This window comes from Methylocystis sp. H62, assembly GCF_015709515.1.
Lineage (GTDB): Bacteria > Pseudomonadota > Alphaproteobacteria > Rhizobiales > Beijerinckiaceae > Methylocystis.
The window spans coordinates 128,469-141,942 of sequence record NZ_JADNQZ010000057.1 but is presented as its reverse complement, the minus strand read 5'-3'; the positions used below and the strand labels follow the sequence as shown (position 1 = coordinate 141,942).

Genomic DNA, 13,474 nt, shown 5'->3' with positions numbered 1-13,474 from the left:
ATCGATCAGGAGTTCAAAATGTTCGAATTCGACGTCGTCACGCTCTCGCGCCTGCAGTTTGCGCTGACGGCGATGTATCACTTCCTGTTCGTGCCGCTGACTCTGGGCCTCGCGCTGCTGCTCGCGATCATGGAGAGCGTCTATGTGATGACCGGACGAAAAGTCTGGAAAGAGGCGACGCAGTTCTGGGGCACGCTGTTTGGCATCAACTTCGCCATGGGCGTCGCCACCGGCGTCACCATGGAATTTCAATTTGGCACCAACTGGGCCTATTACTCGCACTATGTGGGCGACATTTTCGGCGCGCCGCTCGCCATCGAAGGCCTGATGGCCTTCTTCCTTGAGGCGACCTTCGTCGGCCTGTTCTTCTTCGGCTGGAAACGCTTAAGCAAGGTCCAGCATCTCGTCGTCACCTGGCTGGTCGCGCTCGGCGCCAATTTCTCGGCGCTCTGGATTCTCGTCGCCAACGCCTGGATGCAAAACCCGGTCGGCGCCGCGTTCAATCCGCAGACGATGCGCATGGAGCTCACGTCCTTCTCCGAAGTGTTGTTCAATCCCGTGGCGCAATCGAAATTCGTGCACACGGTCAGCGCCGGCTATGTCACGGGCGCGATGTTTGTCATGTCGATCGCCGCCTATTTCATTTTGAACCGTCGTCATGTCGATATCGCTCGCCGCTCGCTGACGGTGGCGGCGAGCTTCGGTCTCGCCTCCGCGCTTTCGGTCGTCGTGCTCGGCGATGAGAGCGGCTATACGGCGGGCGAGAACCAGAAGATGAAGATCGCCGCGATCGAAGCGATGTGGGAGACGGAGACGCCGCCGGCGTCCTTTACGGTCTTCGGTTTTCCCGATCTCAAGAGTGAAACGACGAAAGACGAAATTCGCATACCCTATCTCCTGGGTCTGATTGCGACGCGCTCGCTCGATAAGCCGGTCGAAGGCGTGAAAGCGCTGGTCGCGCGCGCGGAGACGCGCATCCGCAATGGCATGGCCGGCTATCAGTGGCTTGCGAAAGAAGGCGGCCATCCCAACGCGGCGGTTCCGCCGGAACTCGAAGCCTCTATGCGCGACGTCGGCCATTCGCTGCTCGTCAAGCGCATTCGCCCAGACATCGAGAATGCGACCGACGCGCAGATACATGAAGCTGCGCTTACGACGATTCCCGACGTGCCGGTGCTGTTCTGGTCGTTCCGCATCATGGTGGCGCTGGGGTTCTATTTCATCGCGCTTTTCGCCGTCGCGTTCTATCTGTCGAGCAAGCGCCGCTGCGGGAAGCCGTGGTTCCTGCGCATGGTCATGTATAGCCTGCCGCTGCCCTGGGTCGCCGCCGAACTCGGCTGGATCGTCGCCGAATATGGCCGGCAACCGTGGATCATCGACGCGACGATGCCGACGTTCCTCGGCGTCTCCAACATCCCCGCGTCGAATGTCGCGGCGAGCCTCGCCGCCTTCGTGCTGTTCTACAGCGCGCTCGCTATCATCGATGTCGCGCTGATCGTCAAATATGTCCGCATCGGCCCACAGTCGGATGAGTCTCATCCCTCCGGCGCGCCCGTGCTTCCCGCGCCGGCGTCGGCGCAGAACCAATAGGAAAGGCGAAAGCGATGTTCGACTATATGACGCTTCGTCTCATCTGGTGGGCGCTGCTTGGCGTCCTGCTCGCGGGCTTCGCCGTCCTCGACGGTTTCGATATCGGCGTCGCCATGCTGCATCCCTTCATCGCCCGCAACGACGCGCAGCGGCGTGTGACGCTGAACGCAATCGGACCCGTCTGGGAGGGCAATCAAGTCTGGTTCATTCTCGGAGGCGGCGCCGTTTTCGCCGCTTGGCCGCCGCTCTATGCGGTGTCCTTCTCCGGCTTTTATCTCGCAATGCTGCTTGTCCTCATCGGCTTCATCCTGCGGCCGGTCGCCATCGTCTTTCGCGGCAAGAGGGAAGCGCGCGGCTGGCGCGAGACCTGGGACTGGCTGTTCTTCGTTTCGGGATTTGTCCCTGCGCTGATCTTCGGCGTCGCCTTCGGCAATCTTCTGCAGGGCGTTCCCTTTCATTTCGATCAGACGCTGCGCGCGACTTATGAGGGCGGCCTACTCGGCCTCCTCAATCCCTTCGGTCTGCTCTGCGGACTCGTCAGCGTGACGATGCTTGCAATGCAGGGCGCCGCCTGGCTCAGCGTCAAGAGCGAGGGCGATGTCGCCGTCCGCGCCCGCCGATATGGCGCGCTCGCCGCGATCCTGCTTGTTCTTCTCATTTCGGCCGCTGGATTGTGGACGATGCTCGGCGTCGAAGGTTATCGGATCGTCGGCGTCATCGACCACGCAGGGCCGTCCAATCCATTGTCGAAGACGGTGACGCGGGAGGCCGGCGCCTGGCTCGACAATTACCGCGCCTACCCCTGGATGATCGCTGCGCCCGCGCTGGCGTACACGGGCGCGCTTGTCGCCGCCCTCGCTTTCGCCTTGTCGACGAAAAGACTCGCGCTTCTCGCCAGCAGCCTGGCGGTTGCCGGCGTCGCGGCGATGGCGGGCTTCAGCATGTTCCCCTTCCTGCTGCCGTCATCGACTGACCCGAGCCAAAGCCTGACGGTTTGGGACGCGTCGTCGAGCAAAGGGACGCTCTCGCTCATGCTCATCGCGGTGATCGTCTTTCTGCCGATCGTCCTTGCCTACACCAGCTGGGTCTATTACGTGCTGCGCGGCGCAGTGACCGAGGCGGCGATCCGTCGCGGCGACGACTACTATTATTGAGCGGGAGAAAGCGTGCGATGTGGTATTTTTCATGGATATTGGGGCTTGGGCTCGCCTGCGCCTTTGCCATTCTCAACGCCATGTGGCTCGAACTCGACGACGACGACAGGCAGAAATAGCAGCCGCGCCTCAAGCGAGACTTAGTCGCTGTGCGATCTCATGCGAGGCGATAGCCTGACATTACGATCGCCGCGGGAGAAGGGAGATTAATCATGGTAGCCAATATCGGAAGGACCGATCGGATCATCCGCATCGTCGCCGGACTCCTCTTGCTCAGCCTGGTCTTCATCGGTCCGCAGTCGCTATGGGGACTCGTCGGGCTCATTCCACTGACGACGGCCTTCGTCAACTTTTGCCCCGCTTATAAGCTCCTGGGCATGGATACGCTCGGCAAGTAAGTGGGCAAGTAATTCGGCAAGCAACTTTGTAAGGAATTCCGTCTCGCGCACGGCCACGGCGTGAAGACGGAATGAGCAGTGCGGCCGACGCCGAAGCGTCGGTCCTGGTTCGATGCTGCGCGGCGAGGCGTTAAACCTTAGATGAACGAAACGGCGATCACCTTTCACGCCCGCGGCATGCACTGCCACGGCTGCGAGCATGTCATCGAAGCGGCGATCAGGAAGCTCGTCGGCGTGCGCAGGGTCTCTGCCAGCTATCCCACCGAGACGGTCGTCGTCGACTATGACGCCGATGCGACCAATTTCAGCGCGATTCGCAACAGCGTCGAGCAGAACGGCTATCGCGTCGTTCTGACCGAAGAGGCGCAGCGCCGGCGTTCGCCTTTCGTCAGACTGGCGATCATCGTCGCCGCCCTCGCCGCCCTCGCCGGTTTGATTCTCTTCGATACGCGCTGGATCAGCGCCGAGGGCGAGCCTGACATCGCTCAGCATATGAGTCTCGGACTCCTGTTTCTCTTGGGGCTCCTGACAGGCTTCCACTGCGTGGGCATGTGCGGCGCTTTTGTCGTGAGTTACGCCGCAGCCGATGCGCGGGCGGGACGCTCGTCCTTTGTCTCGCACCTCTCCTATGGCGCCGGAAAGACGCTGTCCTACACGGCGATCGGCGCCGCCTTCGGCTGGCTCGGCGCCTTCATCGCTTTCACGCCCGTGCTGCGCGGCGTCGCCGGAGTCGCGGCGGGCGCTTTCCTGCTCATCTTCGGGCTCAATATGCTCGGGCTGTTCGCGCCGCTGCGCCGCTTTCGGTTAGGACTGCCTCGGCCGCTACAGAACTGGGTCAATCGAGAGGCCGGCGGCGCGCGCCATCGACCGTTCGTGATCGGTCTTCTCAACGGTCTGATGATCGCCTGCGGACCGTTGCAGGCGATGTATGTGTTGGCGGCCGGGACCGGCAGCCCCGTTGAAGGCGCGAAGACGCTCTTCGTCTTCGGCCTTGGAACCTTGCCGGTGATGCTCGCCTTCGGCGCGCTGACGACAGTGCTCTCGGGCGCCGTGACGCATCGTCTGCTGACCGCGTCCGGCGTGATCGTCGTCGCGCTCGGCGCGGTGATGATCAATCGCGGATTGATCCTTACAGGCTCGGGCGCCGATCTCGCGTCGCTAGTGACGAGCTGGCGAAGCCCGGCGCCCGTTGAGCTCGCCCAGCCACAGCAGGATCCTGCCGCGCCGAAGACTCAAACCATCGAGATGGAGGCCAATGGCCTTGGCTTTGCGCCCGCCCGCTTCACGCTGCTGCGCGGCGTTCCGGTCAAATGGGTGATCAACGCGACGCAAGTGACGAACTGCAACCATCGTATCGTCGTGCCTTCCCTGAAGCTCGAATTCGATATCAAGCCGGGGCTGCAGACGATCGAATTCACGCCCGAAAAGACGGGGGTCATTCCCTGGAGTTGCTGGATGGGCATGATGCGCGGGGAGTTCGTCGTCGTCGACGCAAAGCCGGCCGCGCCATCTCTGCCATCCGCCCCCGCCTCGGCAGATCAGGGCGCGCCGCAAGCGACGCCACGCCCGCCGCCGTCGGCCGCCGCGCAGAAGACCTATACGGTACGACGCGGCGACACGCTGCGCGCGATCGCCAAGCGGCTCTATGGCGACGAAAAGCGCTGGCGCGACATCGCCGCCGCCAATCCGGCGCTGAATCGCAAGAAGCTGCGCCAAGGACAGATCATCAATTTGCCGCCGAACATCCAGCCGTGACGATTCGTCCCGCGCGCGGCGGCGCCTGGCGCGCTACGCTCGCCGTTGTCACATGAAGGGGAGGCCAGAATGGGAAGATTTCTCTTCGCCGCGGCATGCGGGCTCTCGTTGTTCGCCGCCGCCGCTATCGCAGGCGACGACACAGACGATCACAGCGGGCATATGAAGCAGATGAACATAGAGCATATGAAAATGTCGCCGAAGATGAGCGACACGCGCCAGGAGGTCGACCTTCCGGCGCCGATGCGCGCGCATATGCTCGCCAATATGCGCGGACATGCCGAGGCGGTCGCCGAGATCCTGGCGGCCTTGGGCAAGGGCGACGGCGCGGCGGCCGCAAAGGTTGCAAACGCGCATCTCAGCATGGCGTCGCCCGGCGCTGCGGCGTGCAAGCCGAACGCCAAGAGCGGCGAACTCGGCGATATGCCGGCGATGATGGCGCATCACATGCCCGACGAAATGCGCGCGCTTGGTCTGACGATGCATGAGCAGGCGAGCAAATTCGCGCAGGAGGCGGCCAAGATCGGGCCCGGCGGCGACATGCGTCCGGCGCTTGCCGAACTGTCGCAAGTCGTGCAAGCCTGCAACGCCTGCCACGCCACTTATCGTCTCGATTGACGCGCGCGGCGTTGGGAGCCGACGGTGCGCATCGCGACTTGGAACGTCAATTCTGTCAGGCAACGCCTCGCGCCGCTTCTCGCCTTTTTGCGCGAGGCCGCGCCGGACGCGCTGTGCCTGCAGGAAACGAAGTGCGAGGACCATGTTTTTCCGCGACTCGAAATCGAGGACGCGGGATATAACGTCGCGGTCCACGGGCAGAAGGGATTCAACGGCGTCGCGATCCTCTCCAAATCGCCGCTTCAGGACGTCACTCTCGGTCTGCCGGGCTTCGACGGCGAGGCGCAGTCGCGCTACATTGAAGCGGTCATCGCCGACGGCGCCGGCGGCGTCATGCGCGTCGCTTCGATCTATGCGCCGAACGGCAATCCGCCGCACACGCAGAAATATCTCTACAAGCTCGCCTTCATGGAGACGCTGACGCGCCATGCGGAGGCGCTGCTTGGCCTCGAAGAGCCGACGGTGCTCGCCGGCGACTACAATGTCATCCCGGAGGCGCGCGACGTCTATGAGGCGTCCGCGTGGCTCGGCGACGCATTATTCCTGCCGCAGACCCGCGCCGCCTATCAGCGCCTGGTCAATCTCGGCTACGTGGACGCGCTTCGGGCGACGTCGGATGAAGGCGGGCTCTACACGTTCTGGGATTATCAGGCCGGCGCCTGGCAGAAGAACAAGGGGCTTCGCATCGATCATCTTCTGCTCTCGCCGCAAGCTTCTGATCGGCTAGCGCGGGTGGAGATCGTCAAATCGATGCGGGCCGGCGAGAAACCTTCCGATCACGTCGCGATCTACGCCGATTTCGCCGCGTGATCGAGTAGCCCGAGCGCGCCGCCGCTGCGCCAGAGCACATAAAGCGCCACCGCGAAGATGACCGTCGCGAAGATGGCGCTGAGCGCGCCGCGCATCTTCGACAGATGTCGCGCCGCGGCGGCGCCGATCAGCCCGCCAAACGCGCCGCCGAGCACGAGCGTCCCGGCAAGCTCCCAGTCCACGAGGTCTGAAGAAGCGTAGTTCGCCGCAGTTGTCACCGCGAAGGCGGCGACGGCGACGAGCGACGAGCCGATGGCGTTCAGGATCGGCATGTCGGACGCAAACATCAGCCCCGGCACGATCAGGAAGCCGCCGCCGATGCCGAAGAAGCCCGACAGCGCGCCGGCCGTGGCGCCGGCGCCGACGAGCCGGGGGAAATTCTCGCGGTTGAGCCTGACTGCCGGATAGCCTAGCGCGCCCCGGCGCCGCAGCATCAGATAGGATACGACGACCATCAGCAGCGCGAACAGCGCCAGCAGCTTCTCGCCGTCGATGATCTTGCCGAGCGTCGATCCGCCGAATGCGCCAGCAACCCCGAACACTGCGAAGACAGAGGCGCAGCGCCATTTGATGGTCCGTGCGCGCGCATGATTGGCGAGACTCATCAGGGCGTTGACGGCGACGGCCGCGGCGCTCGAGCCGATCGCGATATGGGGATTGGGCACGCCGACAAGATAGACGAGAAGCGGCACGGCCAGCACCGAGCCGCCGCCGCCGACGAGCGCCAGCGTAAAGCCGACGAGACCGCCGGAAACCAGACCCAGCACGGCGTCCAGAGGAAGAGCCGTCAGCATGTCGCTCCTTCGCGCGTATAATATTAGCACTTGCTTATTTAGCTATAACGCATATATATCTGACGGCGCAAGCAGGAAAAGGCGAAAGCGCGAACGAAGAGAAGCGCTTGAGCGCTGCAAGAAGGAGAGATCGATGCCGCAGGCGCCGTCCGTCAGGGCCTTCTTTGACGAGCCCACCAACACGATCAGCTATATCGTCAGCGACCCCGCGACGAAGCGGGCGGCGATCGTCGATCCCGTGCTCGATTATGATCCGGCGAGCGGCGTCGCCGATTCGCATTCAATCGACGCCATCCTCGCCGAGGCGGCGCGGGAAGGATTAAAAATCGATTGGGTTCTCGAAACCCATGCGCACGCCGACCATCTTTCCGCCGCCCAAATCGTCAAAACGGCGACGGGCGCGAAGATCGGCATCGGCGAACACATCGACAAGGTCCAGAAGATCTTCAAGCCGGTGTTCGGGGCTGAGGACGTCAAGGCTGACGGCGGATGCTTCGACCACCTCTTCAAGGATGGCGAGCGGTTCAACATCGGCGAACTCGAGGGCGAAACGATCTACACGCCCGGCCACACGCCGGCCGACGTCGCCTATAAGATCGGCGACGCGGTGTTTGTCGGCGACACGCTGTTCATGCCCGACTATGGGACGGCGCGCGCGGATTTCCCCGGCGGCGACGCGCAAGCGCTCTACCGGTCGATCCGCCGCATTCTTTCCCTGCCCCCGCAGACCCGGCTCTTCATGTGTCATGACTACAAGGCGCCCGGTAGAGACGTCTACGCATGGGAGACGACGGTCGCCGAGCAGCGCGCCAAGAATGTGCAGATCAAGGACGGCGTCAGTGAAGAGGAATTTGTCGCCGGGCGACAGAAGCGGGACCAGGAGCTTGCCGCGCCGCGGCTGCTGCTCCCCTCAATTCAGGTGAACATTCGCGCCGGCAAGTTTCCGCCGCCGCGCGGCGATGGCGCACGCTTCTTGAGCATCCCGGTGAAGTTCAAAGGCGCTGCGGCCCAAGCCGGTTGAAATCTGAACGTCAGTTGCGTTCGCGCAGATAGCCCTCCAGCATGGTGACGGCCGCGCTACGGTCGGCGTCGCTGGCGGAATTCAGCGCTTCGGCATGCAAATCCGTGATCCATTGGTCGCGAGTGGCGCCGCCCGCAGCGTCGCGCGCCAGCGTCAGATACATCAATCCGCGCGCGCGTTCCGGCTCGCCGCTCGCCTCGCCGGTGAACATCATCCGGCCGAGCATCGCCTGCGCCTGCGGATGGCCCTTGCGCGCCGCGAGCTCCAGCCAATTCACGCCCTGGCGGACGTTCTTCTTCACGCCCGCTCCTTCGAGATACATGCGCGCCAGATTGTATTGCGCGTCGGCGTTGCGGAAATAGGTCGCCGCATAACGGAACAGATCGAACGCGCGATCGAGATCGGGCTTGATCTTTGCGCTTGGAACGCCGTCACGCAGGTAAACGCCCACGGCGACGAAGGCGCTCGCCGCCATCGATCGCTCGCGGGGATCGGGCTCGTCGTCGGCGTAGTGATCGACGATTTGCGCGAAATATTCGTATGCCTTGGCGTCGTCGCGAACGACGCCGTCGCCTTCGGCGTACATCCTGCCAAGCTTCCACTTCGCCAGCGGCTCACCGCCTTCCGCGGCATAGCGTAGCGCCGTCACCGAGGTCGCGGCGTCGCCGGCATGGTAGCTCTCGACTCCGGCGCGCAGCGCCTCGCGCGGATCCTTGAACATCGGCAGAGGTTGCGCCTCGGCCCTGGCGGCGGTGCGAGGCGCGTCAAGCGCCGGCGCCGGCGCGACGAAAGCCGTCACCAGCATGCCAAGGCTCGTCGCAAATAGGCAGATCGGCAACGCCGTGCGCCTCTTGCGCCTAAAGGCTGAAATCACGCCCGTATGAACGCTTCCGACCATAATGTTTCGACTTCCTTCAACCCAGAAGACGCCCGACGTCCTTTGAGGCCATACGCCAGCCGTCACCGCTAATCAGCGAGAGGGAAAGAAGGAACCTGCGGCCGAAAGGAAAATCTTTCGGCGCCTGTCTCCGCATCTCGAATGAGCTTGTGACCCGGTCACCTTAGCTCAGCTTTTGTGTCTGAAAAGGGGCTGCCATAGCGACAATCGTGGGCAAGATGCTAATCCGCCGTACTGTTGCAATCAGAACACATGTCTGTTGCAAAAATGCAGCAGCGGCTCGAGGCCACGCGTCGTCCTGACGCAAGCTCGCATGAGAGGCGCCGATACCCAGCGAGCCGCGCTTGTGCTTTCATGCGAAGCGAATCGACGGCTCCCGCTTAAGGAAAACCACATGCAGCTTCGACGCCTTACGCTCGCAATGGCTCTCGTCGGCGCAAGCGCCGCTTTCGCAAATTTGGCGCTCGCGGCGGGCGACGCTCAGCGCGGCGCGATCGTCGCGAAACGATGGTGCGCGACCTGCCATGTGGTGACGTCGGATCAGACCAGCGCCTCGGCCGACGCGCCGTCCTTCTTCGATATCTCCCAGCGCCGAACCGACAGGAAGAAGCTTGGCCATTTCCTGATGGATCCGCATCCGCCGATGCCCGACATGCATCTGTCGCGCAAGGAGATCGACGACATCGTCTCCTATATCCGCAGCCTCGACCCGCGCCCGCAGCCAGCGCCTGAACCTGACGGTAAGGACAAGGAGCTTCCCAAGAACGGGTAAGAGGCGGCCTCGCTTTACGCCGCGCGGCGTCCGCGCTAGAGCGGGCAAATGGCCTACATCGTCAAGGAAGCCTTCAAAACGCTGCAGGGCGAGGGCGTCAACGCGGGCCGCGCCGCCGTGTTTTGCCGTTTCGCCGGCTGCAATCTGTGGAGCGGGCGCGAGGAGGATCGCGCCGCCGCCCAATGCCAATTCTGCGATACGGACTTCGTCGGCTTCGAGGGCGAGGGCGGGGGAAAGTTCGCCGACGCCACAGCGCTTGCGGACCATTTGGCGACGCTGTGGGGAGAGGGCCGCGAACGACGCTTCACGGTGCTGACCGGCGGCGAGCCGATGCTGCAGATCGATGAGGCCTTGGTCGCGGCGCTGCATGGGCAAGGCTTCGAGATCGCCATCGAGACGAACGGCACGCTGCCCGTCATCTTCGGGATCGACTGGATCTGCGTGTCGCCCAAGGGCGGCGCGCCGCTGGCCCAGACAAGCGGCGCGGAATTGAAGCTGGTCTTCCCCCAGCAGGGAGTTGACCCGGCCGCTTATGAGCGGCTCGACTTCGCGCATTTTCTGCTGCAGCCCATGGACGGGCCGGATGTTTCGCGCAATACGGATGCCGCGGTCAGCTACTGCCTGGCGCATCCGCGCTGGCGTCTGTCTTTGCAAACCCACAAGGCGATCGGGGTGAAGTGACGGTGTCGAGTTTCGAGGTCTTTCGGGAGTTTTATTTCGAGGCGGCGCACGCGCTCTATGATCCGGAGGCGCCAGAGGGCGGCAAATACCGCAATCTGCATGGCCACTCCTTTCGTGTGCGCGTGACCCTGCGCGGCGCGCCCACCCTCGAAGAGCAATGGGTGATGGACCTCGGCAAGCTTGGCCGTAGGCTCGCGGAGCTGCGCGAACGCCTCGATCACTCGTTTCTCAACGACCTCGAAGGCCTCGGGAAGCCGACGCTCGAAAATCTCTGCGCCTACATCTGGCGCGACCTCTCGCCGACAGTGCCGGGTCTTGCCGAAGTTGGCGTCTTTCGCGACAGCTGTTTTGAAGGGTGTGTCTACCGCGGCGACTAGAGCAAGTTCCGAAAAAGTTGACAGACTTTTTCGATGAGAACCTGCTCCAATACTTTGATCTTGAGCGGTTCCTTATCGATCACATGATTTCATGTGACCGGGAAGCGCTCTAACGGCCAATCCCCCGCGCGCGGGCGAGGTTGCGGCCGAACTGCGGCGCATCGCCGCTATTGCGCAAGAGCGGCCCGGTCTCTACGGTTGAGCGCTCATTTTGTGCAAAACGCCCACCACAGCGGCGACGTCAACAGTCCGCAACCAATAAAGAGTGGGGAGCGAGGGAACCCTGAGGACATGGCGAACAACAAAGTCATTACCGCCGACGAGGCGATTGCGCTCATTCGCGACAATGACGTCGTAACCACCACCGGCTTCGTCCAGAGCTGCATTCCCGAGGCTCTGCACGCCGCATTGGAAAAGCGCTTCGTCGAGAGCCAGCATCCGCGCGACCTCACGCTGATCATGACCGCGGGCGCCGGCGACTCCAAGGGCCTGGGCACGGGGCGCTTTCATCACGAAGGATTGCTGCGCCGGGTCATCGCCGCCAATTTCGGCCGCATGCCGAAGGTCGCCCAGGCGGCGCAGGAGAATAAGATCTGCGGATACAATCTCCCGCAGGGCGTCATCTCGCAGCTCTACCGCGCCTGCGCCTCCGGCCAGCCGGGCCTCTTCTCCAAAGTCGGCCTTTATACCTATGTCGATCCGCGCTTTGGCGGCGGCAAGGTGAATGACCGCACCAAGGAGGACATGGTCAAATACCATAACATCATGGGTGAGGAGTGGCTGTTCTATATCGCCACCAAGATCGACGTCGCCTTCATTCGCGGCACCTCGGCCGACCCTTCCGGAAATATCTCGATGGAGCGCGAGGCGCTCGTGCTCGACAATCTCGCGCAGGCCATGGCCGCCCATAACAGTGGCGGGCTCGTCATCGCGCAGGTTGAGCGCATTGTCGAACAAGGTTCGATCAAGCCGAAAGACGTGCATATCCCGGGCATTCTCGTCTCGGCCGTGGTCGTCGCCGATCCGCCGGAAATGCATCGCATGAACTACGGCGTGATCCACGATCCGGCGCTTTCGGGCGAAGTCCGCGTGCCGGTCGAGAAGTTCGCCAAGATGCCGCTGGATGAGCGCAAGGTCATCGCGCGCCGCGCCAGTTTCGAGCTGCCGCCGAACGGCGTCGTCAATCTTGGCGTCGGCGCGCCGGAAGGCATCGCCGCCGTCGCCAACGAAGAAAAGATGACACCTTACATCACGCTGACGACGGAAGCCGGCGCGATCGGCGGGGTGCTCGCTTCCGGTTCGAGCTTCGGCGCCGCGACCAACGCCGACGCCATCATCCAGCAGAATCAGCAGTTCGACTTTTATGACGGCGGCGGTCTCGACATGACCTGTCTCGGCATGGCCGAGTGCGACCTGCAGGGCAACGTCAACACGTCGAAATTCGGCGGACGCCTCAACGGCTGCGGCGGCTTCATCAACATCAGCCAGAACGCCCGTCTCGTCGTCTACGCCGGCACCTTCACCAACGGCGGACTGCGCGTCGAAATCGCCGACGGCAAGGTGAACATTCTGCAGGAAGGCAGGAACAAGAAGTTCCTCAACGCCGTCGAACAGATCACCTTCTCCGGCAAATTCGCGCAAAAGCGCAAGCAACCGGTCTATTACGTGACCGAGCGCTGCGTGTTCAAACTCGTCGACAAGGGGCTTGAACTGATCGAGGTCGCGCCGGGGATCGATATCGACAAAGACATCCTGGCGCATATGGACTTCAAGCCCATCATCGAACACGCTGAAGAGATGGATAAGCGCATCTTCATCGATGAGCCGATGGGACTGCTCGCCGACCTGATCAATCTCAACATGTCCGATCGCGTCACTTACGACGCGGACCGCAACATCCTTTTCGTCAATCTCGAAGGCTGGCACGCGCGAACCAAGAAGGACATCGACGATCTGCGCAAGACGCTGATCGAGGCGTCTGACAAGGTGGGCAAGCGCGTCAACTCGGTCGTCAATCACGATGGCTGGAAGATCAATGAGGCGCTCTACGACGCTTACGCCGAAATGATCGACTATATGAGCCAGCGCTATTATCTGACCACGACCCGCTATGCGACGAGCGCCTTCGCGCGGCTCAAAATGAAAGAGGCGCTCTCCAAACGCGGTCTGCAGCCGCATGTCTTCGAGCGGCGCGAGGCGGCGGAGACCTTCCTGGAGGTCGTCAGCAAGGAAGAAGAGAAGGCGCCGGCATAGCCGGACCAGCCGCTGGTTCCTAGCCTCGAAAGGCGAAGGGCCGAACGTCGCGTTCGGCTTTCGCTCGAAGCCCTGACTTTTAGCTGATGGAAAATAAAACAGGCCCCGTGGCGCAGAGCGCACGGGGCCATTTGCTTCTCTTGGAAGCTAGTCTGGATTGTCCAGTCTGTGAGCGGGCGCCCGATGCTTGGCCTTTGCCTTCGGCCGCCCGGAAAGTCGTCGATTATCTCGGAGGATGGACGGATCAGGCAGCTGCTCCTGATCGCCCAGTGACCGGAACCAAACGCCGGTCAAATAGTCTGACCCGGTGGCGTCATGCTCCTCTCGCAACGTTGTTGCTCGGTTCGGCCCAC

Annotated in this window: 14 protein-coding genes; 12 read left to right on the top strand and 2 right to left on the bottom strand. The window is 62.8% G+C overall.

Going from position 1 to position 13,474, the window contains the following annotated elements; all coding sequences use genetic code 11:
- Positions 1–18 precede the first annotated feature (18 nt).
- The 7 genes from IYY11_RS16060 to xth all read left to right on the top strand — a co-directional run bounded on the left by IYY11_RS16060 (position 19) and on the right by xth (position 6,325).
- Positions 19–1,590, top strand: coding sequence for a cytochrome ubiquinol oxidase subunit I (locus IYY11_RS16060; RefSeq protein ID WP_196404774.1), 1,572 nt, complete (start codon positions 19–21; stop codon positions 1,588–1,590).
- Positions 1,591–1,604: 14 nt separating this feature from the next.
- Positions 1,605–2,744 carry a cytochrome d ubiquinol oxidase subunit II gene (gene cydB, locus IYY11_RS16055; protein WP_196404773.1) on the top strand — a complete coding sequence of 380 codons (1,140 nt, stop codon included), beginning with the start codon at positions 1,605–1,607 and terminating at the stop codon, positions 2,742–2,744.
- A gap of 17 nt (positions 2,745–2,761) precedes the next feature.
- Complete coding sequence (cydX, locus tag IYY11_RS16050; RefSeq protein ID WP_018406347.1) at positions 2,762–2,863, top strand: cytochrome bd-I oxidase subunit CydX; 102 nt, start codon at positions 2,762–2,764, stop codon at positions 2,861–2,863.
- A gap of 93 nt (positions 2,864–2,956) precedes the next feature.
- Positions 2,957–3,142, top strand: a complete 186-nt coding sequence (locus IYY11_RS16045; RefSeq protein ID WP_018406346.1) for a DUF2892 domain-containing protein — start codon at positions 2,957–2,959, stop codon at positions 3,140–3,142.
- Positions 3,143–3,283: 141 nt separating this feature from the next.
- A complete protein-coding gene (locus tag IYY11_RS16040) occupies positions 3,284–4,897 on the top strand; it encodes a sulfite exporter TauE/SafE family protein (protein ID WP_196404772.1) in 1,614 nt (537 codons plus the stop codon).
- A gap of 69 nt (positions 4,898–4,966) precedes the next feature.
- Complete coding sequence (locus IYY11_RS16035; RefSeq protein ID WP_196404771.1) at positions 4,967–5,515, top strand: cytochrome c; 549 nt, start codon at positions 4,967–4,969, stop codon at positions 5,513–5,515.
- 24 nt (positions 5,516–5,539) lie between these two features.
- Positions 5,540–6,325 (top strand): exodeoxyribonuclease III, encoded by a 786-nt coding sequence (gene xth, locus IYY11_RS16030; RefSeq protein WP_196404770.1) that lies wholly within the window; start codon positions 5,540–5,542, stop codon positions 6,323–6,325.
- On the opposite strand, the gene IYY11_RS16025 is transcribed toward xth, so the two are convergent.
- Entirely contained in the window at positions 6,304–7,119 is an 816-nt protein-coding gene (locus tag IYY11_RS16025; protein ID WP_196404769.1) for a sulfite exporter TauE/SafE family protein, read from the bottom strand. The two genes, xth and IYY11_RS16025, sit on opposite strands and share 22 nt — an antisense overlap.
- 133 nt (positions 7,120–7,252) lie before the next feature.
- On the opposite strand from IYY11_RS16025, the gene IYY11_RS16020 reads away from it, so the two are divergent.
- A complete protein-coding gene (locus tag IYY11_RS16020) occupies positions 7,253–8,140 on the top strand; it encodes an MBL fold metallo-hydrolase (protein WP_196404768.1) in 888 nt (295 codons plus the stop codon).
- Between the two features lie 10 nt (positions 8,141–8,150).
- On the opposite strand, the gene IYY11_RS16015 is transcribed toward IYY11_RS16020, so the two are convergent.
- The gene (locus tag IYY11_RS16015; RefSeq protein ID WP_196404767.1) at positions 8,151–9,038 is read right to left on the bottom strand and encodes a tetratricopeptide repeat protein; all 888 of its coding nucleotides are present in this window, start codon (positions 9,036–9,038) and stop codon (positions 8,151–8,153) included.
- Between the two features lie 394 nt (positions 9,039–9,432).
- On the opposite strand from IYY11_RS16015, the gene IYY11_RS16010 reads away from it, so the two are divergent.
- The 4 genes from IYY11_RS16010 (at position 9,433) to IYY11_RS15995 (ending at position 13,121) form a co-directional block, all read left to right on the top strand.
- On the top strand, positions 9,433–9,810 hold the full coding sequence (locus IYY11_RS16010) for a cytochrome c (RefSeq protein ID WP_196404766.1): 378 nt from the start codon (positions 9,433–9,435) through the stop codon (positions 9,808–9,810).
- A 48-nt stretch (positions 9,811–9,858) separates the two neighbouring features.
- The gene (queE, locus tag IYY11_RS16005) at positions 9,859–10,491 is read left to right on the top strand and encodes a 7-carboxy-7-deazaguanine synthase (RefSeq protein ID WP_196404765.1); all 633 of its coding nucleotides are present in this window, start codon (positions 9,859–9,861) and stop codon (positions 10,489–10,491) included.
- 2 nt (positions 10,492–10,493) lie between these two features.
- On the top strand, positions 10,494–10,868 hold the full coding sequence (locus IYY11_RS16000; RefSeq protein ID WP_196404893.1) for a 6-pyruvoyl trahydropterin synthase family protein: 375 nt from the start codon (positions 10,494–10,496) through the stop codon (positions 10,866–10,868).
- 291 nt (positions 10,869–11,159) lie between these two features.
- Positions 11,160–13,121, top strand: coding sequence for an acyl CoA:acetate/3-ketoacid CoA transferase (locus tag IYY11_RS15995; protein ID WP_196404764.1), 1,962 nt, complete (start codon positions 11,160–11,162; stop codon positions 13,119–13,121).
- The last annotated feature ends 353 nt before the right edge of the window (positions 13,122–13,474 follow it).

Coding starts and splice junctions, on each gene's coding strand:
- IYY11_RS16060 (WP_196404774.1), top strand. CDS start 19: ATGTTCGAATTCGACGTCGTCACGCTCTCGCGCCTGCAGTTTGCGCTG.
- cydB (WP_196404773.1), top strand. CDS start 1,605: ATGTTCGACTATATGACGCTTCGTCTCATCTGGTGGGCGCTGCTTGGC.
- cydX (WP_018406347.1), top strand. CDS start 2,762: ATGTGGTATTTTTCATGGATATTGGGGCTTGGGCTCGCCTGCGCCTTT.
- IYY11_RS16045 (WP_018406346.1), top strand. CDS start 2,957: ATGGTAGCCAATATCGGAAGGACCGATCGGATCATCCGCATCGTCGCC.
- IYY11_RS16040 (WP_196404772.1), top strand. CDS start 3,284: ATGAACGAAACGGCGATCACCTTTCACGCCCGCGGCATGCACTGCCAC.
- IYY11_RS16035 (WP_196404771.1), top strand. CDS start 4,967: ATGGGAAGATTTCTCTTCGCCGCGGCATGCGGGCTCTCGTTGTTCGCC.
- IYY11_RS16025 (WP_196404769.1), bottom strand. CDS start 7,119: ATGCTGACGGCTCTTCCTCTGGACGCCGTGCTGGGTCTGGTTTCCGGC.
- IYY11_RS16020 (WP_196404768.1), top strand. CDS start 7,253: ATGCCGCAGGCGCCGTCCGTCAGGGCCTTCTTTGACGAGCCCACCAAC.
- IYY11_RS16015 (WP_196404767.1), bottom strand. CDS start 9,038: ATGGTCGGAAGCGTTCATACGGGCGTGATTTCAGCCTTTAGGCGCAAG.
- IYY11_RS16010 (WP_196404766.1), top strand. CDS start 9,433: ATGCAGCTTCGACGCCTTACGCTCGCAATGGCTCTCGTCGGCGCAAGC.
- queE (WP_196404765.1), top strand. CDS start 9,859: ATGGCCTACATCGTCAAGGAAGCCTTCAAAACGCTGCAGGGCGAGGGC.
- IYY11_RS15995 (WP_196404764.1), top strand. CDS start 11,160: ATGGCGAACAACAAAGTCATTACCGCCGACGAGGCGATTGCGCTCATT.